Genomic DNA, 25,219 nt, shown 5'->3' on the forward strand with positions numbered 1-25,219 from the left:
AAGACAAAAACGCCGCCTCAAAAAGGCGGCGTTTTCAATTCTGGATTGGCAGTCGCCCGTTAAGCCTGCGCAGCCTGTCTGGCAGCGGCACGTGCTTCAACACGGGCGCGGATAGCATCGACATCCGCACGCGGCGTCGCGGCAAACAGCTTTTTCGTATAATCGTGCTGCGGATTGTTGAACACGTCGTCACGCGACCCGTATTCAACCACCTCACCGAAATACATCACCATCACCTCATCGGCGATATAGCGCACCACCGAAAGGTCGTGGCTGATGAAGACATAGGTCAGGCCGAACTCTTCCTGCAAGTCGGACAACAGGTTGAGAACCTGCGCCTGTACCGACAGATCGAGTGCGGACACCGGCTCGTCGAGAATCAGCAGCTTCGGATTGAGCATCAGCGCGCGCGCAATGGCGATACGCTGGCGCTGACCGCCGGAGAACATATGCGGATAACGGTTGAAGTGCTCGCGACCGAGACCAACCTTCAACAGCATCTGCATTGCCTTGGCACGCCGCTCTTCAGCCGACATGTTCGTGTTCAGCAGCAGCGGCTCGGCCAGCACGTCGCCGATTTTCTGGCGCGGATTGAGCGAACCGTAAGGGTTCTGGAACACGATCTGCACCTTCTGGCGCATGTCAGCCGTCAGCCCGTCACGAGCAATGTTCACATCCTGGCCGCCGATCTTCAGATCGCCAGAGGTCTGTGGATCGATCATGGTCAGGATGCGGGCCAGCGTGGACTTGCCGCAACCGGATTCGCCGACGATTGCCAGCGTCTTGCCCTTTTCCAGCTTGAAGCTGACGCCCTTGACGGCGTGAACCACCTTTGGCTTGCCGAACAGGCCGCCGCCGACATGATAGTCGCGCTTGATATCGCGCGCTTCGAGAACGACCTCGCTCATCACGCTTCTCCTGCACTGCTATTGTCAAAGACGAAATCGGACACCGTCGGCAGACGGTCGCCGGTCGCATTCTCCGGCAAAGCCGACAGAAGCGCGCGCGTGTAAGGACTTTTCGGCGCGGAGAACAACGACAGCACGTCGGCGTCTTCCATCTTGTGGCCCTTATACTGCACGATGACCCGATCCGCCGTTTCGGCGACGACACCCATATCGTGGGTGATCATGATCAGGCCCATGCCATGCTCCACCTGGAGCCGCATCAGGAGATCGAGGATCTGCTTCTGGATCGTCACGTCGAGAGCCGTGGTCGGCTCGTCAGCGATCAGAAGCTTCGGATTGCAGGCAATCGCGATAGCAATCATCACGCGCTGGCACTGGCCGCCCGACATCTGATGCGGGAAGCTGCCGAGACGTTCAGAAGCATCACGAATGCCGACCAGTTCGAGAAGCTCGATAGCGCGGGCACGGCTCGCCGAACCGTTCATGCCCATATGCTGCCTGAGCGCTTCTTCAAGCTGGTAGCCGACCGTGAAGCACGGATTGAGACTTGCCACAGGCTCCTGAAAGATCATCGAAATGTCGCGACCGATGATCTGGCGGCGTTCGGAACTGGAAAGCGTGCGCAAATCCTTGCCGTCAAACGACATTTTGTCTGCCGTCACGGTTGCGGTCTTGGGCAGAAGGCCCATCACCGCGAGCATGCCGACCGACTTGCCCGAACCGGACTCGCCGACGATAGCCAGAACTTCGCCCTTGTCGACCGTGATATCGATGCCATCGACCGCCTTGAAAGGACCAGTCGAAGTATCGAACGAAACCGTAAGGTTCTTGATTTCAAGCAAAGCCATCGATCAGCTCCTCTTGAGTTTCGGGTCGAGCGCATCGCGCAGACCGTCGCCGATCAGATTGATGGCGAGAACAGTGATCAGGATTGCCAGACCCGGGAAGGTCACGATCCACCAGGCGCTGAGGATGAACTCGCGCGCTTCGGCCAGCATGGTGCCCCATTCTGGCGTCGGCGGCTGTGCGCCCATGCCGAGGAAGCCCAGAGCCGCCACGTCGAGGATGGCGTTGGAAAACGACATCGTGGCCTGCACCACAAGCGGCGCGAGACAGTTGGGCAGAATGGTCTTGAACATCAGGCGCAGCCTGCTTGCACCGGCAAGCTTGGCCGCCGTCACATATTCGCGTTCCTTTTCCGCCATGACGGCGGCACGGGTCAGACGCGAAAAATGCGGCAGCAAAACAAGCGTGATGGCAAGCACGGCATTGATGAGGCCCGGTCCGAGAATTGCAACCAGAACCAGCGCCAGCAGCAGCGACGGGAAAGCCAGGATCACATCCATGATGCGCATGAAGACCGTATCGACACCGCCACCGAAATAGCCGGTGATCAGGCCGATGGTAATGCCAAGGCACATCGAAATGATAACGATGACGAAGCCGACGAGCAGCGAATATTGCGCGCCATAGATCAGGCGGGACAGAATATCACGCCCGACCGCATCCGTTCCAAGCAGGAACTGGGTCGAACCACCGGTTTCCCAGAATGGCGGAACCTTCACGAATTCGCGGAACTGTTCCGTTGGGTCGTGGGGCGCAATGAGCGGCGCCAGAAGCGCCACCAGAATGATTGCGATAAAGACGTAGAGACCGATAACCGCGCCGCGATTGACGCTGAAATAGAACCAGAAGTCCTTCAGTGCACGCATCTTGCCGATGTCGTTTGCGGCTTCCGGCTGAATAGCTGAGTGTGTCATGATACCCTCACTTATGCCGGATACGCGGATTGATCAGGCCGTACAGCAGATCGACCACCAGATTGACCACCATGATGATGGCAGCAATCAACAGCAGACCGCTCTGCACGACCGGATAATCGCGGCGGAAAATGGAATCGAGCATCCATTTACCGATGCCAGGCCAGGAGAAGATGGTCTCCGTCAGGATTGCACCGGCCATCAGCACGCCGACCTGCAAGCCGATCGTCGTGATAACGGGGATCATGGCGTTACGCAGCGCGTGAATACCCACGACGCGGCGGGTCGGCAGACCCTTGGCGCGGGCGGTGCGTACATAGTCCTCACCCAGCACTTCCAGCATTGCCGAACGTGTCTGACGCGCAATGACCGCAAGCGGAATGGTCGCGAGCACGATGGTCGGCAGGACGAGATGCGAAGCAGCCGATGCAAAAGCCCCCTTCTGCCCAGACAACAGACTGTCGATCAGCATGAAGCCTGTGACGGGGGGGAAGAAATACAGGAGCGAAATGCGGCCCGAAACCGGCGTCCACTGCAAGATGCCGGAGAAGAAGATGATGAGCAGAAGCGCCCACCAGAAAATCGGCATCGAGTAGCCAACCAGCGAAATGCCCATAAGGCCCTGATCGAACCATGAACCGCGCTTGACCGCGGCGATGACGCCAGCGGGAATACCAAGGCAGATCGCCAGAATGATTGCGCAGATCGACAGCTCTACGGTTGCCGGAAACAGCGCGAAAAACTCAACGAGAACGGGCTTCTTGGTCACCAGAGACTGACCGAAATCGCCGTGCAGCAGGTTCCAGACATAATCCAGATATTGCTGCCAGATGGGGCGGTCAAAGCCGAGCTGCGCCATCAGTTCAGCATGGCGTTCCGGGCTGACGCCGCGCTCGCCTGCCATCAGCAGGACGGGATCGCCGGGCAGGACCCGGACGAAAGCGAAAGCAACGATCGTGATGCCGATAAAGGTCGGCACCAGATAGAGGAGTTTGTTTAATATAAAACGAAACATACAAAAACTCCGACCGGGTGCGGAGGAACCCTCCACACCCGGCCGCTGGTGTTGTTAGACTTTACTCGGAAATGTCGACTTCCTCGAAGCGATAATCGCCGAGCGGGCTCTGCTTGAAGCCCGTTACCTTGGCCGACATCGGAACGAAGACCGTCGAGTGAGCGAGCGTATTCCAAGGAGCCTGCTCCTTGAACACCACCTGCGCTTCTTCATAAAGCTTGGTGCGCTCTTCCTGGCTGGTCGAGATCTTGGCCTTCTGGATCAGATCTTCGAACGGCTTGTAGCACCACTGAGCGCGGTTGTTGTTGCCAACGCCAGCGCAGCCGAGAAGCGTACCCATGAAGTTGTCCGGATCGCCATTGTCGCCGGTCCAGCCGAGGATGACGGAACCGTCGCGGTCCTTGTCGGACGACTTCTTGAGGTATTCGCCCCATTCCATCGAAACGATTTCAGCGCTGACGCCAACCTTGGCCAGATCGGACTGCATGAGTTCAGCGGTACGACGTGCGTTCGGCATGTACGGACGGCTGACAGGCATGGCCCACAGCTTCATCTTCAGGTCCTTGACGCCAGCGGCTTCGAGAGCCTTCTTGGCAGCTTCCGGATCGTACTTGTCGTCCTCGACCTTGTCGTTATAGCCCCACATTGTCGGCGGGATCGGGTTCTTGGCAACCTGACCCTGACCCTGGAACACGGCATCGACGATGGCCTGCTTGTTGATGGCCTGGTTCAGCGCCTTGCGGACTTCCGGCTTGTCGTAAGGTGCCTTCAGCGTGTTGTACGCAAAGTACGCCACGTTCAGACCAGCCTGCTCGTCAACCTTGAGGTTGGTGTCAGCCTGCAGGCCCTTGATATCTGCCGGAGCCGGATAGGACATCAGGTGGCATTCGCCAGCCTTGAGCTTCTGCGCGCGCACAGCCGGATCGGTCGTGATTGCGAAGACGAGATCGTCGATCTTCGGCTTGCCGCCCCAATAGTCCGGGTTGGCCTTGAAGCGAACGACGGCGTCCTTCTGATAAGCAACGAACTGGAACGGGCCAGTGCCGACCGGAACCTGATTGAGGTCGTCCTTCTTGCCGTCGGCAGCGAGCTTATCGGTATATTCCTTCGAAATGATCGAAGCGAAAGGCATCGAGATATTGGCGAGGAACGGTGCTTCCGGACGGTTCAGCACAAACTTGACGGTATAATCGTCAACCTTGGTGATGTCCTTGATCAGCGAACCCATTTCCATGCTGTCGAAATACTCGTAGGTGATGCCTGCGGTATATTCGTGCCAAGGATTGTCCTTGTTGCGCATGCGATCAAACGAGAAGATCACATCGTCCGCGTTGAAGTCACGGGTCGGCGTGAAATAGTCGTTCGAATGGAACTTCACGCCCTTGCGCAGATGGAAGGTGTATTCCAGACCGTCGCTGGAAACGTCCCAGCTTTCAGCGAGACCCGGCACAACCTTGGTCGTTCCGTTCTCGAATTCGGCAAGACGATTGTAAACCGGATGCGCAGACGCATCGAACGTGTCACCGCCCGTATATGCCGCCGGATCGAAACCTTCAGGCGATGCCGGAGAGCAATACACAAAAGTCTTTGCCGAAGCAGCACCGCTCATAAGAGCCACCAGCGCGGTTGCAGCCAGGAGTGTTTTGTACATTTTCATTTTATTGTCCGCCTCCACGGAAAAGTCTGCCGCGCGCGCCCCATTGCCCGCAGCTTGGCCTATCGAAACGCTTGGTTCCCTACTTTGCAAGCGCAATTGTTAGAACCAGTTCACATTCTTATGCGTTTACCACCCTTATTTTTAGATTTTAATTTCTCCAGAACCCCATATTGCGGAAAATTGCGCTAAGAGCGGTCAAATCATAATATTATTTGCGTGAATTTTCACATGGCGTCATGCAATCATCGCATAGCGCTTCTGGAATCGCCAGAATTGCGGGCAATATCAGCGACCGGCCCCTGTTTCATTCGCAAAAACTCGGCTAATAACTGGATTACTGCACTCATATTTACGGCGACCCGATGACCAAGCCTAAAGACCAGACCGAATCCCCTATCAGGCCCACAACGCCGGAAGCCATTCAGATGGCCAAGACACTGATGCGCACGGCGCGCTATGGCGCCCTTGCTGTACTGGACGCCAAAACCGGACATCCGCTGGCAAGCCGCGTGGCCACCGCCACGGATATGGACGGCACACCGCTCATTCTGGTTTCGGGACTGGCGGCCCACACGCCAGGCCTGCTCGCCAACCCCGCCTGTTCACTCTTGCTTGGCGAACCCGGCAAGGGTGATCCGCTTGCTCATCCGCGCATCACCCTTCACTGCGAAGCCGCCAAGGTCGAGCGGACAGCCGACGACTATCCGCGTATTCGCCGCCGTTATCTGAACCACAATCCGAAAGGCGCACTTTATGTCGATCTCGGCGACTTCGCGTTTTTCCGCCTGCATGTTTCGGGCGCCAGTTTGAACGGCGGCTTCGGCAAAGCCTTCAATCTCACATCGGACGACCTGATCTGTCCCGCCGACATATCCGAAAGTCTAGCTCCCAACGAACAGCCGTTTCTTGATAGCGTCATAGAAAGCGGAGAAGATGCGATTGCTGCCCTTGTCGCCGAAACGATCGGCACAGCAGCAAAGCCATTGAAGGTGGCCGGGATAGACCCCGACGGTATCGACATTGCGGCTGGCAATGAGATGGTGCGACTCTCCTTTTCGCAGCGCTGCGACACGGTCGCAAAAATACGCTCCGAACTGTCAAAAATGACCGCCGCGCCCCACTGAAACAAATTCACTGTCTTTTTGGGACAAATTTGCGCGATTTAAACACGGGCGCATTTAAGCAAGGCCTTTTCAAACGAAATGGCAGCCTTTAAATTTGATCTGCGTGTCCCAAAAAGGGGCCGTCATTTGAAACTACCAGCGGTCTTACGGGGGTATGACAGCAAATGAACCAAGAACATACTTTTTGTGATTTAACAGAAAACGCAGATCAGGCAGCAGATTTTCTTTCAGCACTCGCAAACAACAAGCGACTATTGATTTTATGCAAGCTGCTCCACAATGAAATGTCAGTTGGCGCGCTCGCCAAGGCGATTGACCTCAGTCAGTCGGCTTTGTCGCAGCATCTGGCCAAATTGCGGGCTCTCGACCTCGTTTCGACCCGTCGCGATGCCCAGACCATCTACTATATGGTTTCGTCACCGCATATCGAGTTGATGTTGTCGACGCTCTCAAGTCTCTATATGAGTCCGACACCGCGCCGGCAGGAACAGCCGGTACTAGCCATCGCTTAAGCATGAGGTTACAGCCGTGCAATGAAATCAGAAGATCATTTGCACGGCTGTCTCCAACGCATTGACGATCCGGACGACGACCGCCTTTCCCCCTATCGTGACATTCGCGAAAAAGACCTCGTCGGACGTCAGAAGCGTTTCATCGCCGAGGGCAAAGTCGTCATCAATGTCCTGTTCTCCTCCACTGCGCGTTTTGAGACAGAATCGTTGCTCGTGCTGGAAAATCGGCTCGAAGGGCTGACGGAACAGCTACAGCAGATCCCCACAGGCACCCCGGTCTATTGCGTGTCGCAAACCGTCATGGATGCTGTCGCTGGCTTTCATGTGCATCGCGGCATTCTTGCCGTCGGACGCCGCAAGCCCCAGCCGGAATTGGCTGACTTGCTGGCCGCGCTCCCGCAACAATCGCTCGTCACAGTGCTGTGCGGCATATCCAATCATGACAATGTCGGTTCCATCTTCCGCAACGCTGCCGCCTTCGAGGCCGATTGCGTGCTGATGGACGAAACCTGCTGCGATCCGCTTTATCGCAAGGCCATTCGCGTCTCTGTCGGCGCGACGCTGAAAGTGCCCTATTTCCACGGCGGACGCATTGATGAGATTCTCGCCGCCTTGCAGGATGCAAACTTCAACGTGCTGGCGCTCAGCCCATCGTCAGAAACCAGCATCTATCAGGCAACCGGGCATGATCGTCAGGCGCTGTTGCTTGGCACCGAAGGCGAAGGACTGCCGCAGCGGCTTCTGGAGCGGCTCCAGACAGCCCGCATTCCCATGTCGAAGGAATTCGATAGCCTGAATGTTGCTACCGCCTCCGGCATCGCCCTGTCGCGCTTCAGCCGGTTTCAGTAGACTTCGCTTTGCTATTTTTTCCGCACATCTTGTCCGAAAACCGTTTCACACTTTTCGGGATGTGCTCCCAGCAAACGGTAAAAGCGCAGCGATCAGCCGCCCGTCAATGGCCGCCAGCCCGGCGGCAATCATTGCCATGCCGATAAAGTGCTTGGCTTGCAGGGTCTCGCCCAGAAACAGCACGCCGAGCAGGATCGCACTGACCGGGATGAGAAACGTCACCAGCATCAAATTCACAGCGCCCGCCGTCGAGAGGATGCGGAAGAAGAGCACATAGGCAAGCGCAGTTGAGAGCAGCGCGATTCCGGCCAGCGCACCCCAGGTGGCGGCACTTGGCGCAGCCAGCGTCCACGGGTGATCCACGATCAGGGCGACCGGAATGAGCATGACCGTCGTTGCCGTCACCTGACCGGTGGCCGTGATCAGCGGCGCGACGCCCATTGCCTTGAACCGGCGTCCGAAAATACCGGCGAAAGCATAAGAGAGCGCAGCGCAGAGAACAGCAAGCTGCGGCCAGAGATTATGGCCAAGTCCACCAATGGCATCAGGCCCGATCATGATCGCCACACCGCAGAAACCGATCAGCACACCAGCGATCTTGTTGCGGGTGATTTTTTCGTCCGCAGTGAGAAAATGCGCAACAATCACACCGAACAGCGGCGTCGTCGCATTGAGGATGGAAGCAAGCCCGCTGGCAATCTGCGTCTGGCCGTAGACGATGAGACAAAATGGCAGCAGATTGTTGAGAAATCCCATACCGAAAAAGGCAGCCCAGATGTGCCGGTCCTTCGGCATGGACAGGCCCATCAGACGGATTAGCACCATCAGGGCGAGCACCGCCAGGGCGACGCGCAGCGTGACAATGCTGAATGGCGGTAGTTCCCGGACCGCAATGCCGTTGAAGAAGAATGACCCGCCCCAGAGCACGGAAAGCACGAGCAACATGCCCCATTCTTTCCAACCCATCACCTTTTGCGTCGTCATCGCCAGCGCTCCCGAATTTCAATAATGAGGCTCTGCTCAAAGCCAGACTAGGCGAACAGGGCCGGATTGACTTCCCGTTTATCGCTTTTAAATTCAACCCTTGGCAAACGAGTGTTTCTCGCAGGATGAGTGAGTAAAACTAAACCATGCATGCACCACTCCCCTCCCTCAACGGACTGCGCGCGTTTGAAGCCACAGCCCGGCGCGGCAGCGTAACATTGGCGGCACAGGAACTGAATGTAACACCCGGCGCTGTCAGCCTTCAGGTGCGCGAACTGGAAATGTCACTTGGCATCACGCTGTTCACGCGCAAGCCGCGCCGTCTTATCCTGACACCGGATGGCGAACAGTATTTTGCCGCTTTGCGCACGGCATTCCGCACCATGCGCGAGGCAACGGCGCAGCTCAAAACCCGTGCGCTGCCCATACTGACGATCAGTTGCACGCCAAGCTTCGCCATCCAGTGGCTGACGCCGCGGCTCTCGCTTTTTGAAGCCCTGTACCCGCAGGTCGATCTGCGCATCAGCCCATCCAACCGCATTGTCGATCTTGAGCGCGACGGTATAGACGTTGCGATACGCCATGGCTTCGGAATCTATCCCGGGCTGGAAAGCGAGAGACTGATCGATGACGACCTGACGCCGGTGTGCAGCCCTGCCCTTTTGACGGGCAAGGATCGCGATCCTGCATTGCTTGCAAACTTCACCCTGCTCCATGACGAGCATCGGCATGACTGGCGTCTATGGCTGGAGGCGGCGGGTCTGAGCACCATCGACGCATCCAACGGGCCGATCTTTCTCGACAGTAATGGCGCTATTGAAACAGCGAAAGCCGGGCATGGCTTTGCATTGGTGCGCCGGTCTCTTGTGGCGCGCGAGATGGAGGACGGCACTCTGGTCGCGCCCTTCTGTCAGGAAGTTGCCAAGGGTTTCGCTTATCATCTGGTCTATCCGGCAACGGCGCTGGAACGCCCCATCGTGGCCGCATTCCGGGACTGGGTAATGTTGCAGGCAAAAAAATAGGCGGGTGCAAACACCCGCCTATGATTTGTTTTAATCTCTGACCCCGGCTCAGGCCGCCGAAGCGTTCGCCGTGCTCGCCACCAGACGGCGCAGCATTTCTTCCGCCTGCGGTTCGCGTTCGGAACGGCCGATGAAACCGCCGCCAAAAACGCGCGCCGTATTGCTTTCGTCGGAATAGAGCACGCAAGCCTGTCCGGGCGCAATGCCGCTTTCGCCATCCACCAGTTCAACCCAGGTCTTGCCATCGGCATGGCGCAGCACTGCCGGACGCGGCGGGCGCGTGGAGCGAACCTTTGCGAAAACTTCCATTCCGCCTTCCGGCAGATCGCCGATTGGGCCATCGCCCAGCCAGTTGATATCGCGCAGGAACACCTTGTGCGTTTCCAGCGCCTCACGCGGGCCGACGATGACGCGTGCATTGGCGGCATCGAGATGCACCACATAAAGCGGCTCACCGGTGGCCACGCCGATACCGCGACGCTGGCCGACCGTGTAATGCACAATACCGTCATGGCGGCCAAGCGTGCGACCGTCGATATGAACGATATCACCCGGATTGGCAGCTTCCGGCTTCAGCCGGGAGATGATGTCGGAATATTTGCCCTGCGGCACGAAGCAGATATCCTGGCTATCCTGCTTCTTGGCGACCGTCAGGCCCATTTCCTCAGCGATTTCACGCACCTGCGCCTTTGGCAGATGGCCAAGCGGGAAGCGCAGATAATCAATCTGCTCCTGCGTGGTCGCGAAAAGGAAATAGCTCTGGTCACGGTCGGTATCGACCGGACGATAGAGCGAGCGATGCGCACCATTGGCACGGCTGCGAATATAGTGACCCGTCGCCAGAGCATCCGCGCCAAGATCGCGCGCTGTCTGGAGAAGATCGGCAAACTTGACCGTCTGGTTGCAGGAAACGCATGGGATCGGCGTCTCACCGCTGACATAGGAATTCGCGAACGGGTCGATCACGGCTTCGCGGAAACGCGCTTCGTAATCGAGAACGTAATGGGGAATGCCGAGGCTTTCCGAAACGCGGCGGGCGTCTTCAATATCCTGTCCTGCACAACAGGAGCCGGCGCGATGAACCGCTGCGCCATGATCATAAAGCTGCAGCGTCACGCCGACGACGTCGTAACCTTCACGTTTGAGAATCCCGGCCACAACAGATGAATCGACGCCGCCCGACATGGCGACGACAACGCGCGTGTCTTCCGGCTTTCCCGGCAGATCGAGGCTGTTCAGGCTCATGATTGATTCCAGCTTCCGGGCATGCGCCCTGCTTCTCAAAATTCAGATTTCTAGGGCCTATATAGGCGAAACTGCGGCAATTTGCCAAGGTGTCGCATAATAAACATTGGTCGAATTGCGACCTGACCCGCACACTTCACCGTGAAATTCACCGAAAAACGCCCAAATGTCGTCGGGCCATTCATTTTTCTTCGAAAATTTTTCAAGTGTTACCAGAGTGTTACCGGCAGTTTAGGTAATTTTTAAAGCTGTGGCGCTAGTCTCACACTCGATTAGGTCCTTGAGTGTTGTGTAGAGAGTACAATGACCGATCTGGTAAGACCGCGTATAAAATATGTAATTGGTCCCGATGGCAGCCCGCTGACCATTGCGGACCTTCCCCCCGCCAATACAAGGCGCTGGGTCATCCGCCGCAAGGCCGAAGTTGTCGCTGCTGTTCGCGGCGGACTTCTGAGCCTTGAGGAGGCATGCCAGCGTTACACATTGACGGTGGAAGAGTTCCTTGGCTGGCAGTCCTCGATCGATGAGCATGGTCTCGCCGGTCTCCGGACGACCAGAATTCAGCAATATCGGCACTGATGGATCGTGCCGGGTTGAACTGTCGTTCAATCATTCGACCGATTCAGCCCATTGATCTGACAAATTGAAAACCGGCCCTCTGGGCCGGTTTTTGTTTGCGCAAATCATTCCTATGTTGAAGACTGTATGTGTTCAATCTGGAGGATGGCATGAGCGGAAATATCGAGATTCGCAAGGAAGACAGTTCCGATGGCGGGCGCTATGTGGCGTCGCTGGATGGCAGCGAAGCCGAAATGACCTACACCAAGCTGGGGCCTTCGCTCATTTCCGTCGATCATACCCGCGTACCGGAATCCATGCGCGGCAAGGGCGCGGCACAAGCACTGGCCAAGAACGCCATTCTTGATGCGCGCCGCAATGGCTGGAAAATCATTCCGCGCTGCAGCTTCATGCATGCGCAGGCAACGCGTCACCCCGATTGGTCTGATGTGATTACCAACGGCTGATAAAGCCGGCAGGAAACTGAAGCGCCGACCGGATCGCCATCTGGTCGGCGGTTTCGCGAATCATGATTGATGGGATCGGAGAACAATCAGCCTTTCGGCAATTCCTGAATACGGCTGGCGAGACTTTTGGAAACGGCCTTGCCGTTCTTCCCGCTTGTGCCACCTGCCGCCGTCTCTGCGGCTTGCAGAATGCCGTGAATAGGCGAATCGGGGCCTTCCTTTTCTGCGGTTGCAGCAACCATGCGGGCAGCAAGCTCCGCCATTTCCTCGCGAAGCGCAGCATTCTGGTGCATGATTTCCGCCTGATCCTGATCGGACAGCGAAACAGCGACAGCACCGCCGCGCGAAAAACGTTCCAGCTTTTCCTGTGCGTCGGACAGTTCAGAAATCAGCTTTTCCAGCTTCTGCTGCAAATCGCCGTTCCGGCGTTTCTCGCTCTTCAATTCAGTCTGCGCCGAGGTGAGCTGCGTTGAAAGCTCGTTATAGCGGGCAGTTGCTTCCTTACGGTCACGGCGCATTTCGGTTATCTCGCTCGACAAGCGGCCACGTTCAGCCTCATTAGCGCTTATCTCGATACGCAGCGTATCCGCAAGCCCTTCCAGCGCAGTGTAATGGCTTTGAATACGTTCAAGCTCGGCTTGCAGGATTTCGGACTTTTCCGACGCTGTCTCTTGCGACGACTTGGCCTCCGACAGCGTCTGATCCCGGTCGGCCAGTTTCTTCTCGATGGTGGACTGGCTTTCCTCAAGCAACGGAATGCGCTTCAGCTCTTCATATTGACGCCCCAGCACGACCGCCTGTTCGGCTGCCTTCTGGCGTTCCCGTTTCAACTGCTGTTCCAGCTTGCTGATCGCCACGGCAAATTCCGCGCGTAATCCATCCTTGTCAGCGCGGATTTCAGCAAGCGTGATCGGCAGCTCGGCCTGAACCTGCCGTCGCGCCAGAAAGAAAGCGCGCCGCCAGACCGATGGCCCGAGCAGGATCAGGACGAAAACCGTCACAAGAACGCCAAGCAGGAAGAAGAGTGCCGACTGGATCAAGGTTTCACACGAAGTTGAGCTTTTTGCAGCCAAACAGAACCATCAACTGATGGTAGCGCATAGGTCTGGAATGCGCAAAAGGCTTTCTTGCACCGAAACAATTTCCGAGTGCAGAACAGCCTTCGCGCAACCAAAATTCACAACGACCTAGAACGGGTTCCAGGTCGGGGCAGCGGAAACCTTCAGATAGCCGATATTCACGCCAAGCCTTGCGCCAACGCCGGTGCGGATCGGTACGAGCACGATGTTTTCGCGCTTCAGCACGTTGAACCCGACGCCTGCAACGACATAAGCCGAACCGGCAACGCCCGCATAACGACCGTAGAGGTTCTGGATATCGTCCAGATTATAGACGAGCATCATGACGCGTGAGCCCTGACCGCCGAAATCCCAGCCGAGCGAGGGGCCCTGCCAGTAAGTCTTATGGTCACCGGCATTCTTCGTATAAAGCGTGCCTTCGCCATAGGTCAGACCGCCGATGAACGCGCCGGAACCTTCTTCACCAAGAACATAGCCGTTCGGCAGGCCGAAGCTCTGGAACGCTTTCTCGACGGCGCTGGCAAGCCCGCCCGACGCCGAGCCAAAGAACCGATGACCGGAATCGACGATTTCCTCGGCGGTGTATGTGTTCTGCGCCCGTGCCTGATGCGGCAGAGCGAGGATGGAGACAATCAGTGCCGCAAGAAACGCGATAAAATACGCCGTATTGCGGAAACTGGTTTGCGACAGGGATGGTATGGCCATTTTTATTTCCTTCTGGCTACCGCTTCTCTGTCTGACGCCCTGTTAAAAGCATGACGCCGCCTCTTCCGGGCTTTCGCGTCGAATCGCGCATATTGTAAACGCTAATTTATTGTCCAAACCTTTATGAGCGGAAATTGGCGTTACAAAGGCGAAAATCTCCCTTCTTCATCAACGCGCTTCCATTGATAAGCTGATCTCAAAAAAGACAGCTTTGTTGCGGCTTTCTAGTGTGGCGTGTATCCAGTTAAACCGACATTCAGGGCGATTCGCCCATCTTCATGCCGCGCGTTGAACCACAGGTTTTACGGGCGGTTTCGTTAACCGATCAGGACGCGACCGTCCGGCCGAAGCGCCGCGGAGCCGGGTCCATCCGCGTTCCGGAGAAAGCGCCATGCCACTACCCGTTACCCTGTCCGCACTCGACCTCGGTGCGCTTCTGTGCAGCAGGATCTGTCATGACATCATCTCGCCGGTTGGCGCGATCAATAACGGTCTTGAACTGCTGGAAGAAGGCGGCGCAGACGAAGATGCGATGGCGCTGATCAAGTCGAGCGCACGCAACGCCTCGGCCCGTCTCCAGTTCGCCCGCATTGCCTTCGGCGCTGCCGGTTCGGCAGGCGTGCAGATCGATACAGGCGACGCGCAGACCGTCGCCACCGAATATTTCAAGAACGAGAAGCCGGAACTGACCTGGGAAGGCACGCGCGTGCTTCTGCCCAAGAACAAGGTGAAGCTGCTGCTCAACATGCTGCTGATCGCCAATGGCGCAATCCCGCGCGGCGGCTCGCTTGCCGTGCGTCTGGAAGGCGGCGATACCGAGCCGCGCTTTGTCATCACGGTCAAGGGCCGCATGCTGCGCGTTCCGCCAAAGTTCCTGGAGCTGCATTCAGGGGCCACTCCGGAAGAGCCGATCGATGCGCATTCCGTGCAGCCTTATTATACGCTGCTGCTCGCCGAAGAAGCTGGCATGACGATTTCTATTCACGCGACGGCAGAAGATATCGTATTCTCTGCCGAGTGAGTGAATTTGGAGCGCGGGTTCTCCCGCGCTTCTGCTGAGATGATGACAGCAGGCGAAGACCGTATGATGTGAGGAGTTTCAGGCAGCAGCCCGCTGCCTTTCTGGGGGAAGTTCGATGGGAGACCAAGCAATGGCCGGCTATTGCCTGCTGGTTGACGATTCATCCGTCATCCGCAAAGTCGCGCGCCGTATTCTGTCCGATTCCATCGCAGAATTTGCCGAAGTCTCAACCGGACATGACGCGCTCGACAGTTGCGCATCGCGGATGCCGGATATCATCCTTCTCGACTTCGACCTGCCGGACATGACCGCCCTCGAAGTCATTCCCGAACTGCGCGCGCTGCCCGATGGCCAGCATCCGCGCATTATCATTTGCCTTTATGAACTCGACGTCACGCGTATCATGCGTGCCAAACGCTCCGGCGCGGATGGCTATGTATTGAAGCCCTTCGACCGCGCCTATCTCACCGAACAATTCACCGCCTTGATGAGCAGTGAGCAGCCAAGGCGTCCGCGCCTGGCCTGATACGGGTTTGGCGATACGTCGCGACAAAACCATCTGACCCTCTAGCCACCGAAAAGAAAAAAGCTCCGCCGAAGCGGAGCTTTTTTATTCGGTGACCGTAAGGTCCGGACCGATCAGGCGCTTTCGCGCAGCTCGGCATCCGGCTCGCGCAGCACGTAGCCGCGGCCCCAGACGGTTTCAATGTAGCTCTGGCTACCGGAAACTGCGTCAAGCTTCTTGCGCAGCTTGCAGATGAAGACGTCGATGATCTTCAGTTCCGGCTCGTCCATACCGCCATAAAGGTGGTTGAGGAACATTTCCTTGGTGAGCGTCGTACCCTTGCGCAAGCTCAGAAGCTCGAGCATCTGGTATTCCTTGCCCGTCAGGTGAACGCGCTGGCCGGAAACTTCCACCGTCTTTGCGTCCAGATTGACGATCAGATCACCGGTGGTGATGACCGACTGTGCATGGCCCTTCGAGCGACGAACGATCGCATGAATACGCGCGATCAGCTCATCCTTGTGGAAAGGCTTGGTCATGTAGTCGTCAGCGCCGAAGCCAAGGCCGCGAACCTTGTCCTCAATGCCAGCCATGCCGGAGAGGATCAGGATCGGCGTCTTCACCTTGGAAAGGCGCAACGTACGAAGAACTTCGTAACCAGACATATCCGGCAGATTCAAATCCAGCAGGATGATGTCGTAGTCATAAAGCTTGCCGAGATCGATGCCTTCCTCGCCCAGATCGGTCGTGTAGACATTGAAACTCTCGGACTTGAGCATCAGCTCAATGCTCTGTGCGATAGCACTGTCGTCTTCAATCAAAAGGACGCGCATCTCTTATCCCCTTTCCGCAGCCGACCAGATGTCCCTCAAGGCGGCACACGGAACCGTCGTTGCCTCTGTATGAAGGTGCCAGCAAATGGTTAACAAAATATGATTCTGGTTGGCAAGCATATTTATGCCCTGTTTAGAAAATTCTCGTAGCGATCTGAATCATAAGGAGATTCACTTTCCCATGACTCTAAAGCATCACTTTAAGAATTCTCGCTAAGCGATTCATCCGACTCTAGGTTTCACCTGTTGCTCAAAAACCACATTAGGTTTACCGAGCCTTAAGTCCTAACGCGTATGATTAACCTCGCCGGTAAAGGAATGGTTACCAAACGGGTGAAATCTTAACTTTTTGTTTCGCTACGAGGGGTGATTTCCGACAACGGCCGCGACGCTTTCCCTCTTTGGGGCTGGATTCGCGGGGGATTCGCGGTGTGAACGGGCGCATTTTGCTTATTCACACTTGTTAATAAAACATGGTCCGACCGCGTGAAACGAGGGTCGAAGAGAGCATGTTTCGAATGAATTGGTTTAGAGCGCCGATCCGATAAGCAGGATCGAACCGTTTTCTAGACTCAGGGGGGAACGCCCCAACACATGGAAGCTGGTTGGTGTTCAAGGAGTATTGCGTATGAAGCCACGTGAAAGCCTAGTCAGGCTGAAACTGTTCCAGGTGAAGGAAAAGCGCCGTCAACTGGGCCAGCTTGACCTGATGATCGGCGAGTTCGAGCGAATGGCTGGAGAACTCGACGCCCAGATCCTGTCGGAAGAAAAGAAAGCCGGCATCACCGACATCAATCATTTTGCCTATCCGACCTTCGCCAAGGCTGCACGCCAGCGGCGTGACAACCTGTTCGGTTCGATCGGCGATCTGATGTCGCAGAAGGAAGCGGCCGAAGCAGAACTGGCGGTCGCCGAGATCGAGCTTTCCAAGGCCGAAGCACTGGAAGAGCGTGACGGCGGCAAGGCGCCACGCGAAGTCGTCGAGCGCCCGGCCAATCAGCGTCGCGCAATGATCGGCTGATCAACGGCGAAACGATTGCGATTTTCAAGGCACTGCCCTTCTTTGTAACACTACAGTTGCAAATTGGTCAGGCCGTGGCGAAACGAGTGATTTTCGAGCACCGGAGCGGAGCGTACTTTTGGGTACGTGAGCACCGGCGCGCAGGAAATTGCTCGTTGCAGCCCGGCATGGCGAAGAATGCAACTGTAATGATAAGGGTGGTGCCTTTGCGTGTCTAAGAAGCCGGGTTGGCAAATAACAACCAACAGGCCACATCCATAGCAGCGACATAAAAACTTGGTTTGCATCCTGCCGCACCCGCATGTAGGGAAGACGTGCAATGCAGAAATCCGCCCCCTCCGGGCTTAAACCAGCCCCAAGCAAGTTCAATTTCAGCAAGACGCCCAAGCCGGTCCAGTGGGGCCTGCTTCTGATGGTGTCGGCTGTTTTGATTGTTGTCGGGGAGCTGCTGCATCTTCCGGCAGCATTGCTGCTGGGCGCGATGATCGGCGGCATTATGATGGCGGCTGGCGAGAGCACCTTGCGCGTTCACAGCCAGCTTTCGACACTTGCACAGGCCGTGGTCGGCCTGTTGATTGCCCGTGCGATCACGCCTGAGTTCTTCTCCAATATGGGGCGGCATCTGCCGATCATCCTGATCTCGATGCTCTTCGTGCTGTTTTCCAGCACGCTGATTGGCTATCTGCTGGCGCGGTTCCGCGTCCTGCCCGGCACAACCGCCGTCTGGGGTTCTTCTCCGGGTGCTGCCACCGCAATGACCCTGATGGCGGAATCCTTCGGAGCGGATGCGCGGCTCGTCGCGTTCATGCAATATCTGCGCGTGGTGCTGGTCGCGACCACCGCATCGCTCGTCGTGCGCCTTGGCGCGGGCGTGGAAATGGCAACGCCAACCGCTATGGACTGGTTTCCACCCCTCAACCCGTCCAGTCTTGGCGCGACGCTGCTTCTCGTCATTGCTGGTGCGCTTCTGGGACAGATCTCGCGCATTCCAACGGGCGCCATGCTGGTGCCCTTGGTGCTGGGCGCGATCCTTCAGGATACCGGCGTCATGACCATCGACCTGCCGCCATGGCTGCTGGCGATCAGCTATACGCTGATTGGCTGGCGTATCGGGCTTGGTTTCTCGCGTGCGATCATTGCCCATGCAGCGCGGGCCTTTCCCGCCGTGCTGGCCTCGACGCTGATCCTGATCGCCGTCTGCGGCCTGTTCGGCATGGCGCTTGGCCACATGCTCGATCTCGATCCCCTCACCGCCTATCTGGCGACAAGCCCGGGCGGCGCAGACACGGTTGCTATTATCGCCGCATCGACCAATGTCGACCTGCCCTTCATCATTGCCATGCAGACGAGCCGTTTCTTCGTGGTGCTCTTTGCGGGACCAGCGATTGCCCGCTTCGTCGCCAAACGCGTCGAAAGAAGCCTGGCAAAATCAGGCAAATAAAAAACCCGGCTTTCGCCGGGTTTTTCTTCAACTGAACTGACCAGATCAGGCCTTCTTACCGTGGAAACCACGGATGGCGCCGATGATCTTGTCTTGATCGGCTTCCGAGAGATACGGATGCATCGGCAGGCTCAGAATACGCGATGGCAAAGCTTCCGAGACCGGCAGGCCGCCCGGTGCAACCGGATAGTGCTTATATGCTGTCTGCTGGTGCAGCGGCTTCACATAATAGATCACCGACGGCACGCCCTCGGCCTGAAGATGCGCCTTCAGCCCGTCGCGGTTCTCGCTTTCGATGGAATATTGCGCCCAGGCGGAACGGTTACCGGCAGGCAAGGCCGGAACCTTCACCACATCCTTCAGCGCTTCATTGTAACGCTTGGCGATACGGTCGCGCGCTTCCATTTCGTCTTCGAGGATTGCAAGCTTTTCCAGAAGAACAGCGGCCTGGATCGTATCGAGGCGCGAGTTGAGACCAATGCGAACATTGTCGTACTGCGTTTCGCCCTTGCCATGGAACAGCACGGAGCGCAGCGTGTTGGCAAGCTCGGCATCATTGGTGAACATTGCACCGCCGTCGCCATAGCAGCCAAGCGGCTTGGCCGGGTAGAAGCTGGTCGCACCGACATGGCCGAAAGCACCGCACATGACGTTGTCGCGCTTGCCACCGATGGACTGTGCGGCGTCTTCGATGACGAACAGACCTTCGCGCTCGGCAATCGCGGTGATGCGATTATAGTCGGCAGCAAGGCCGAACAGATCGACCGGAATGATTGCCTTCGGCTGCAAGCGGCCTTCCTTGCGGATAGCGGCAATGGCAGCTTCAAGCTGCTCGACATTCATATTGTAGCTGGTTGCGTCGACATCGACGAAAACTGGCTCCGCGCCGACAAGTGCTACAACTTCCGCAGTCGCGGCGAAGGTGAAGGACGGAACGAAAACTGCATCGCCAGTGCCGATGCCGCGTGCCATGAGAGGCATCTGCAGGGCGTCGGTGCCGTTGGCGCAGGCGATCACATGTTCGACGCCCAGATATTCACCGAGCTTCTTTTCGAACTCTGCCACTTCAGGCCCGAGAATATAGCGGCCTTCCGCAACAACCTTGGAAATGGCGGCATTGAGACGGTCTTCGATACGCGCGCGCTGCGCTCCAAGATCAATAAACTGCATGTTGGCTCCATAGAGTTGGCCTCGCACGAACCACGTGCGAATCCTTGGCACCTGTTTATTCGCTTGCGCCCCGCCCTGCCATGGCCGGGGCGTTCAAAGTTTTGCGAATGCTGTAACACCGCTTGACGAAACGTAAGCTCCGTCCGCGACATCTTACTTGTTATGCTTCACGGAGCCTTCGGTCAGAATCCGCAGAACATTGATCGCTTCCTTGCCATCGGTCCGCGGCGTCTCGCGCGTTTCGATGCAATGCATGAAATGCTGCAACTCGCGGGTGAGCGGCATGCCTTCCTCGACCGGTATATAGATCGGGTCTACGAACTTGAAAGCCCACTGATCGTTTTCCCGCCAGACTTCGTGCTTATAGAGAGCAAGCTTGCGGTCCCATGGTTCGCCGTCATCGAAAACAGCCATGCCCTTGGTGCCGGTCACGCTGAGGCGACGTTCGCGATATGCATTGAGCCGCGAGGCAAAAAGATGTCCGCGAATGCCGCTCGGAAATTCCAAGTGAACATGTGCAAAATCGTTCAGATGATCGATGATGGCCGTGCCTTCGCCGCGAATAGCGCTTGGCTCTTCGCCGGTGATAGCGAGAATCATCGACAGGTCGTGCGGCGCGAGATCCCACAGTGCATCGAACTGCGCATGGAACTTGCCGAGACCGACGCGATGCGAATGAACATAGCGGACTTCGCCGAGTTCACCGCTCTTGACCATGTCGAGAAGCTTCTCGAAAGCCGGATGGAAACGCAGAACATGCCCGACCATGAAGATGCGGCCGTTTTCGCGCGCCGCTTTCACTTCCGCTTCCGCCGATGCGACATCGAGCGCGATGGGCTTTTCGACGAGAACGTCCTTGCCGTTCTTCACAGCTTCGGTCGCATATTGCGCGTGGAACTGTGCAGGCAGGGCCAGAACGATAGCGTCGACGTCTGGACGGGTGAACAATTCATCGACCGGAACATTGGGAACGCCGAATTCGGAAGCGAATCGTTCGGCATTTGCCGGATTGGCGTCGGAGACTGCCTGAAGGGCGCCGAGGCTCTTCAGGGTACGAATGTGGTTGCCGCCCCAATAGCCGCAACCCAAAACCGCAATACGAGGTGCCATGAAACTATGCCTTTGCTTATGCACAGTTCCTTATCGGTGCAAATGATGGAAAACAAGACGAAACCTGTGCGAAGAGTGCTTGACAGGTTTTCATTCCCCACATATACCGCCGCCATTCCTTGCAGGAACAATGCTTTGTCCCACCGGAAACGGTGACGATAAAAAGTTCTGCAAAGCGACGCGTGGCGGAGTAGCTCAGTAGGTTAGAGCAGAGGAATCATAATCCTTGTGTCGGGGGTTCGAATCCCTCCTCCGCTACCAACGCACCCCCCAAACCACCGGGTGCATAATCTCCCGTAAGTGCTGACAGGTATGTGAAGACGTCGAGTTCGTAACCGTTCGCGGCGCTATCGCTCACGATGACGTGAGAAATCAGTTCCCGCATCGCCTCGATTTTCTCCGGGTCTTTCAACATTTCATAGTTTTCATATTCAGCCTTGGCGCGCGAAAGCAGCTTGATAAACCGCTCGACGGCCGCCGGGTGCAATTCGATAACCGGCACCGCTTCGCGTGCCGATGCGGCTTCATCTTCCAGCGCCTTCCGCTGATCTTCCAATTGCGTCAATCGCGGCTTAACTCGATCAAGGTCGAGCACTCCGGTTTGGAAAAGCGTAATCAGCCGCTCTTGCTCTCCTGCCACCTTGGCGAGCTTCGCCTCGATTTGTGAAGCCGAGCGCGTTGCGTTGTCGATGTTTGCGCGTCGCTCTGCGACATAATCGCGGATATAGCGTTCGGCCGCTTCTTCATCTTCCAACTTAGACAGAATGCCGGTGACGACCGCGTGTTCGATGCGCTCGGCGTTGTACTTGCGATTGTTGTCGCAAGAACCGCTTTCGCGGTTCTGCGAACACTGCACCCGCAGCCTGCCACCGTTGAAGCCGACGGAAGCCATACCCGCACCGCAAATCGAGCAACGCAACAGCCCGGATAGAAGGCGCTTCGCCTTCTTTGTCGATGCGCCTTGCTCAACCAGCTTAGTGCGATCCGCCTTTCGAGCTTGTGCGGCGTCGTAGGTTTCCCGATCGACAATCGCCAGATGCGGCGCTTCGGCAATCTTCCATTCGCTTTCAGGATTGAACCGGCTGACGCGCTTCCCGGTGTCCGGGTCGCGGACCATATGCACGCGGTTCCAAACGATTTGACCGTTGTAGAGCGCATTCACCAATATGCCGTAAGAGCGGTTCTTGCTGCCGTTGATCGTGCTTGCATTCCATTTCGAACCGCGCGGAGGCGGAACACCCTCCGAGTTTAGCCGACCGGCAATGTCACGCGGCGAAGCGCCTCCGACGTATTCGCGGAAAATGCGGCGAATGACCGCTGCCTGTTCCTCGTTAATTGTGCGCTCGCCCGGTTTACCGAGCACCACGTCGTAGCCGTAGGCGTTCCCACCTGCGACGCGGCCGTCGTTAACGACGCCAGCCATGCCACGGCGAACCTTGTGCTTAAGGTCAGATAGGAACATCGACCCGAGAAGGCCGCGAATACCGACCTGTACCGCGTCGGCAACACCCTCATGCACGGCGATGATTTCAACGTTGGCAAAAGACAGGCGCTTAAAAACTCCTGCCAAATCTTCTTGGTCGCGAGAAATTCGGTCCAAGGCTTCGACGATAACGACGTCGAATTTGCGGGCCTTGGCGTCGTCAATGAGGTTCATTATGCCCTCACGTCCGACAAGCGACGCGCTCGTTTGAGCGCGGTCGTTATAAGTCTGAATTATGCGAAGCCCGTTCTTGCGGGCGTACTCTCGACATAGTGCCACCTGATCGTCAATTGAACGCTCTCTCTGCATGTCTGTCGAGTAGCGGGCGTAGATCGCTGCCCGCCGGATTGTGGTGGTTTGGTCGTGCAAGGCGTTTCATCCTTGAGATTGGCATTGGTTTCAGTGTTTTTGCAGTCCTCGCGAGCATCTACTTTTGCGAAGATGGAAACGAGGGATAATAGCTTCGGGTCAATTTCCTTCCCGCTGCCTTTTTTACCTTTGCGTTTTCTTGCGGACTTTTCCAGCCCGCCGCATGTTTCATCCTGACAGCTTTGCAAAATATTCGACTTTTTCATTTCAAACATCGCCGGTTTTCTCACAAACAGGGCAAGGCAATCCCCGCCGGATTTCGGTTGCTGTTAGATCGAACTGCCATCCCGCATCATGTCCGCACCGCGAGCATTTGAAATGCCCGCCCTGTGCAGTGCGCCAGCCCGGCATTAAGCCGGGCGCTTCGCCATGGTCGACGGCATGCATTCGAACGACGCGGGGCTTGCGAGGCACAGGGCCAAATAAATCCGATCGGGTCATTCGGGCAGCCCCGCCAACTTGCGCAGTCTACGCCCCTCCTTTTCTGAAATGCCGAAGTCAGACGGAAAGTCGTGGGCTTCTGTCCCGTCGAGGACGAGGAGGAGCGCGTCGCGAAGTTCCTTCACTGTTTCTCCGGCCATTTCGATTATCTTCGAGGCCGGTTCGTGCGGAGGGAGATTGACGCCTTTCGACTTTGCAAGCTCTGTAAGCGCCCGTCGATAATCCTCCGGCGTCACGCAGTCTTTAAGCGCTCTCATGAGATCGGAAGGAAAACCGCCGGGAAAGCTTGCGGCTCTGATCCAAAAGCGAAACAGGATGCCGTCACGGCAATCGTCGTCAAAGTTCATGCTGCCCTCGCAATCTGATCGATGTTTCCGAGGATCGGGCGAAAAATATAGGCAGCAACCCAAGGATTAGCTTCCCACGCGCCGGGGCCATTTATGCTATCCCAAAGGCTGGCATACGAAAGTACCGGATCGTCAAAATCCAATTCTGACCCGTAGTCTTTCCAGAGCCATGGATCGACTTCCGGGCAAGACTGTTCGATGCCTTCGGCGATTGCATCCTCGCGGCTGCAATCCTGCAACCGCTCGACTTTGACGCCCGTCACTTCAAGGGTGATCCGGCTGGCCCACCGGGGCATATGCATCGCCTGCCGGAACTTCCCGGCCCAATCCGGCCGTTCTCCGATTTCCGGCCAAACAGCGGGCTTCCAGTCGCCGGGGGCATCCTGATTTGCGATAGAGCCGCCCGCTTCAAAGAAAACCGTCATCGTGCGCGGTTTCAGATCGCGGGGTGCTACTTGGTCGTGCATGCGCGAAACGCGCCACGCTTCGCGGACATAAAGCCGGTCGCCGACTGCCTTTGTATTCGGCCAACGATACTCTCTATAGCCATCGTCGTATGCAATTATCACACCTTCGTCGACAATTGCAGGAGGCCCATCGCAATCGGCGGTGAGCACCCGCCGCGTCTGCGTCTTGCCGGTGCCCGGATTTTCGATTTCCCGGAGGATCGCGCGCACCATGGGCGCGCTGAAAAGGATAGGAAGATCAGCCATTTTTGCGCCTCCCTGTAAGGAAGGCCGCCCCGGCCAGTTTCGCGAGAGCGTCAAACCTCGACCTACTTAAAGGGCGCTTCCCTGAAAGTGGTATGAGCAATCGAGTTAGCTTGGATTGCCATTCGGTAGAGCTTTCACGTCCCGGCGCGAGTACACGTTTATAAACCGCACCATCCATTTCGACTTCGAAGACGTTACAAACTGCTAGGCAGTCCGCGCACGGCGCTTGATCCGTGCATGTAGGATTGTCATCACCGCAATAACTACAGAAAAATAGAACTTCTCTTCTAGCCATTGTCTCGCTCCGCATCTTGAGCCGCCTTGATAAGCTGGACGCCGAAATTCGTTGCACCTTGAGCGGACACTCCGAAGCGGAGCGTTCCGTCGTCAGTCTCAAACTGAATATGCACGTCGCCTTTTTCGCCCCTCGTCGTGAGCCTTACGTCGCCCTGTTCGCGCCGGTTATCCATTTCGCGCGCCCTTTCTTGCGTCAAGGAACGTGTAAAAGGCTTGCTGCGCTATGATGCGCATGAGGCCGTGGAGGTCAGGCTCTTCGGCTTTTGCTTCGGCCGCACCGATTACCATTGCAAGCGCCATATACGAGGCCGCCGTATCGCGGCCTTGAAGAACGGCTTCAATATCGTTGGCCGTCCGCACCGCTTCGGCGGCAATTTTGTTTACATCTACGGTCATAGCCCTACGGCCCTTTCAATGGCTGCGGCCTTGCATCGATCCCATGCGATCCCGCAAAGGCGATCGAGGCGAACGGCCTGAATTCTTTTCTGGCTACCGGCTTCGAAGCACCAAAATGAGCTATTGCCGAAAAGACGCTTGTATCGGCGAAAGAGCTTGAACTTCCGGCGTTTCAGGTGTTGCGGAA

The 25,219-nt window shown here is 56.9% G+C and carries 28 protein-coding genes, 1 tRNA gene and 1 pseudogene; 12 read left to right on the top strand and 18 right to left on the bottom strand.

The annotated features are described in order from the left end of the window. Nucleotides 1–59: 59 nt before the first annotated feature. From FGI60_RS11485 to FGI60_RS11505, 5 genes are all read right to left on the bottom strand, one after another. Nucleotides 60–908, bottom strand: coding sequence for a dipeptide ABC transporter ATP-binding protein (locus FGI60_RS11485; protein ID WP_138785290.1), 849 nt, complete (start codon nt 906–908; stop codon nt 60–62). After that, nucleotides 908–1,756, bottom strand: coding sequence for an ABC transporter ATP-binding protein (locus FGI60_RS11490; protein WP_138785291.1), 849 nt, complete (start codon nt 1,754–1,756; stop codon nt 908–910). Before FGI60_RS11490 ends, FGI60_RS11485 begins: the two co-directional genes overlap by 1 nt. A 3-nt stretch (nt 1,757–1,759) precedes the next feature. Then, nucleotides 1,760–2,668 carry an ABC transporter permease subunit gene (locus FGI60_RS11495; RefSeq protein ID WP_138785292.1) on the bottom strand — a complete coding sequence of 303 codons (909 nt, stop codon included), beginning with the start codon at nt 2,666–2,668 and terminating at the stop codon, nt 1,760–1,762. 7 nt (nt 2,669–2,675) lie between these two features. Further along, nucleotides 2,676–3,683: an ABC transporter permease subunit gene (locus tag FGI60_RS11500; protein WP_138785293.1), complete on the bottom strand. Its 1,008-nt coding sequence runs from the start codon at nt 3,681–3,683 to the stop codon at nt 2,676–2,678. Nucleotides 3,684–3,744: 61 nt separating this feature from the next. Beyond that, nucleotides 3,745–5,340 carry an ABC transporter substrate-binding protein gene (locus tag FGI60_RS11505; protein WP_138785294.1) on the bottom strand — a complete coding sequence of 532 codons (1,596 nt, stop codon included), beginning with the start codon at nt 5,338–5,340 and terminating at the stop codon, nt 3,745–3,747. A gap of 362 nt (nt 5,341–5,702) precedes the next feature. On the opposite strand from FGI60_RS11505, the gene FGI60_RS11510 reads away from it, so the two are divergent. The 3 genes from FGI60_RS11510 (at nt 5,703) to FGI60_RS11520 (ending at nt 7,825) form a co-directional block, all read left to right on the top strand. Beyond that, a complete protein-coding gene (locus tag FGI60_RS11510) occupies nt 5,703–6,464 on the top strand; it encodes a HugZ family pyridoxamine 5'-phosphate oxidase (RefSeq protein WP_138785295.1) in 762 nt (253 codons plus the stop codon). Nucleotides 6,465–6,628: 164 nt separating this feature from the next. Further along, the gene (locus FGI60_RS11515; RefSeq protein WP_078338792.1) at nt 6,629–6,976 is read left to right on the top strand and encodes an ArsR/SmtB family transcription factor; all 348 of its coding nucleotides are present in this window, start codon (nt 6,629–6,631) and stop codon (nt 6,974–6,976) included. 21 nt (nt 6,977–6,997) lie between these two features. Continuing rightward, the gene (locus tag FGI60_RS11520) at nt 6,998–7,825 is read left to right on the top strand and encodes a TrmH family RNA methyltransferase (RefSeq protein ID WP_138785296.1); all 828 of its coding nucleotides are present in this window, start codon (nt 6,998–7,000) and stop codon (nt 7,823–7,825) included. A gap of 45 nt (nt 7,826–7,870) precedes the next feature. On the opposite strand, the gene FGI60_RS11525 is transcribed toward FGI60_RS11520, so the two are convergent. Next, a complete protein-coding gene (locus FGI60_RS11525) occupies nt 7,871–8,809 on the bottom strand; it encodes a DMT family transporter (RefSeq protein ID WP_138785297.1) in 939 nt (312 codons plus the stop codon). 146 nt (nt 8,810–8,955) lie between these two features. Here FGI60_RS11525 and gcvA point away from each other — a divergent pair, with 146 nt between their 5' ends. Then, complete coding sequence (gene gcvA / locus FGI60_RS11530; protein WP_138785298.1) at nt 8,956–9,831, top strand: transcriptional regulator GcvA; 876 nt, start codon at nt 8,956–8,958, stop codon at nt 9,829–9,831. 48 nt (nt 9,832–9,879) lie between these two features. Here the strand turns inward: gcvA and mnmA are convergent, their stop codons facing one another. Then, complete coding sequence (mnmA, locus tag FGI60_RS11535; protein WP_171058754.1) at nt 9,880–11,076, bottom strand: tRNA 2-thiouridine(34) synthase MnmA; 1,197 nt, start codon at nt 11,074–11,076, stop codon at nt 9,880–9,882. A 303-nt stretch (nt 11,077–11,379) separates the two neighbouring features. On the opposite strand from mnmA, the gene sciP reads away from it, so the two are divergent. Together sciP and FGI60_RS11545 are read left to right on the top strand one after the other, a co-directional pair. Further along, nucleotides 11,380–11,655 carry a CtrA inhibitor SciP gene (gene sciP, locus FGI60_RS11540; RefSeq protein WP_010659559.1) on the top strand — a complete coding sequence of 92 codons (276 nt, stop codon included), beginning with the start codon at nt 11,380–11,382 and terminating at the stop codon, nt 11,653–11,655. Between the two features lie 149 nt (nt 11,656–11,804). After that, nucleotides 11,805–12,101 carry a GNAT family N-acetyltransferase gene (locus FGI60_RS11545; RefSeq protein ID WP_078338875.1) on the top strand — a complete coding sequence of 99 codons (297 nt, stop codon included), beginning with the start codon at nt 11,805–11,807 and terminating at the stop codon, nt 12,099–12,101. 86 nt (nt 12,102–12,187) lie between these two features. Here the strand turns inward: FGI60_RS11545 and FGI60_RS11550 are convergent, their stop codons facing one another. Beyond that, nucleotides 12,188–13,117, bottom strand: coding sequence for a hypothetical protein (locus FGI60_RS11550; protein ID WP_171058762.1), 930 nt, complete (start codon nt 13,115–13,117; stop codon nt 12,188–12,190). A 171-nt stretch (nt 13,118–13,288) separates the two neighbouring features. Next, nucleotides 13,289–13,885: a DUF1134 domain-containing protein gene (locus FGI60_RS11555; protein ID WP_138785300.1), complete on the bottom strand. Its 597-nt coding sequence runs from the start codon at nt 13,883–13,885 to the stop codon at nt 13,289–13,291. Between the two features lie 391 nt (nt 13,886–14,276). Between FGI60_RS11555 and chpT the strand changes: the two genes are divergently transcribed. Next, nucleotides 14,277–14,906 carry a histidine phosphotransferase ChpT gene (chpT, locus tag FGI60_RS11560; protein WP_109369542.1) on the top strand — a complete coding sequence of 210 codons (630 nt, stop codon included), beginning with the start codon at nt 14,277–14,279 and terminating at the stop codon, nt 14,904–14,906. A 115-nt stretch (nt 14,907–15,021) separates the two neighbouring features. Continuing rightward, nucleotides 15,022–15,432 carry a response regulator gene (locus FGI60_RS11565; RefSeq protein ID WP_138785301.1) on the top strand — a complete coding sequence of 137 codons (411 nt, stop codon included), beginning with the start codon at nt 15,022–15,024 and terminating at the stop codon, nt 15,430–15,432. Between the two features lie 113 nt (nt 15,433–15,545). Here FGI60_RS11565 and ctrA read toward each other — a convergent pair whose 3' ends face one another. Further along, on the bottom strand, nt 15,546–16,244 hold the full coding sequence (gene ctrA, locus FGI60_RS11570) for a response regulator transcription factor CtrA (protein WP_078338799.1): 699 nt from the start codon (nt 16,242–16,244) through the stop codon (nt 15,546–15,548). A 628-nt stretch (nt 16,245–16,872) separates the two neighbouring features. Between ctrA and FGI60_RS11575 the strand changes: the two genes are divergently transcribed. Together FGI60_RS11575 and FGI60_RS11585 are read left to right on the top strand one after the other, a co-directional pair. Next, the gene (locus FGI60_RS11575) at nt 16,873–17,265 is read left to right on the top strand and encodes a flagellar export protein FliJ (protein ID WP_078338800.1); all 393 of its coding nucleotides are present in this window, start codon (nt 16,873–16,875) and stop codon (nt 17,263–17,265) included. Nucleotides 17,266–17,584: 319 nt separating this feature from the next. Then, on the top strand, nt 17,585–18,706 hold the full coding sequence (locus FGI60_RS11585) for an AbrB family transcriptional regulator (protein ID WP_138785303.1): 1,122 nt from the start codon (nt 17,585–17,587) through the stop codon (nt 18,704–18,706). 45 nt (nt 18,707–18,751) lie between these two features. Here the strand turns inward: FGI60_RS11585 and FGI60_RS11590 are convergent, their stop codons facing one another. Further along, complete coding sequence (locus FGI60_RS11590) at nt 18,752–19,876, bottom strand: DegT/DnrJ/EryC1/StrS family aminotransferase (RefSeq protein ID WP_138785304.1); 1,125 nt, start codon at nt 19,874–19,876, stop codon at nt 18,752–18,754. Between the two features lie 153 nt (nt 19,877–20,029). Continuing rightward, nucleotides 20,030–20,986, bottom strand: a complete 957-nt coding sequence (locus tag FGI60_RS11595; RefSeq protein WP_138785305.1) for a Gfo/Idh/MocA family protein — start codon at nt 20,984–20,986, stop codon at nt 20,030–20,032. A gap of 184 nt (nt 20,987–21,170) precedes the next feature. Between FGI60_RS11595 and FGI60_RS11605 the strand changes: the two genes are divergently transcribed. Next, a tRNA-Met gene (locus FGI60_RS11605) sits at nt 21,171–21,247 on the top strand. A gap of 103 nt (nt 21,248–21,350) precedes the next feature. Continuing rightward, nucleotides 21,351–21,653, top strand: a complete 303-nt coding sequence (locus FGI60_RS26525; RefSeq protein ID WP_235889791.1) for a hypothetical protein — start codon at nt 21,351–21,353, stop codon at nt 21,651–21,653. A 108-nt stretch (nt 21,654–21,761) separates the two neighbouring features. On the opposite strand, the pseudogene FGI60_RS26810 reads toward FGI60_RS26525, so the two are convergent. From FGI60_RS26810 to FGI60_RS11645, 6 genes and pseudogenes are all read right to left on the bottom strand, one after another. Next, nucleotides 21,762–22,778, bottom strand: a pseudogene (locus FGI60_RS26810) (recombinase family protein); the annotation flags it as partial. Beyond that, nucleotides 22,703–23,053, bottom strand: a complete 351-nt coding sequence (locus tag FGI60_RS11620; RefSeq protein ID WP_138785306.1) for a hypothetical protein — start codon at nt 23,051–23,053, stop codon at nt 22,703–22,705. The pseudogene FGI60_RS26810 and the gene FGI60_RS11620, both read right to left, overlap by 76 nt. Nucleotides 23,054–23,275: 222 nt before the next feature. Further along, nucleotides 23,276–23,626, bottom strand: a complete 351-nt coding sequence (locus FGI60_RS11630; protein ID WP_006473407.1) for a hypothetical protein — start codon at nt 23,624–23,626, stop codon at nt 23,276–23,278. Then, on the bottom strand, nt 23,623–24,339 hold the full coding sequence (locus FGI60_RS11635; protein ID WP_138785308.1) for a hypothetical protein: 717 nt from the start codon (nt 24,337–24,339) through the stop codon (nt 23,623–23,625). Before FGI60_RS11635 ends, FGI60_RS11630 begins: the two co-directional genes overlap by 4 nt. A gap of 287 nt (nt 24,340–24,626) precedes the next feature. Next, the gene (locus tag FGI60_RS11640) at nt 24,627–24,809 is read right to left on the bottom strand and encodes a hypothetical protein (protein ID WP_138785309.1); all 183 of its coding nucleotides are present in this window, start codon (nt 24,807–24,809) and stop codon (nt 24,627–24,629) included. Beyond that, nucleotides 24,802–25,032, bottom strand: a complete 231-nt coding sequence (locus FGI60_RS11645) for a hypothetical protein (protein ID WP_138785310.1) — start codon at nt 25,030–25,032, stop codon at nt 24,802–24,804. The genes FGI60_RS11640 and FGI60_RS11645 overlap by 8 nt, the downstream gene beginning before the upstream one ends. Nucleotides 25,033–25,219: the final 187 nt, after the last annotated feature.

The organism is Brucella haematophila (assembly GCF_005938105.1).
Classification (GTDB): Bacteria; Pseudomonadota; Alphaproteobacteria; order Rhizobiales; family Rhizobiaceae; genus Brucella; species Brucella haematophila.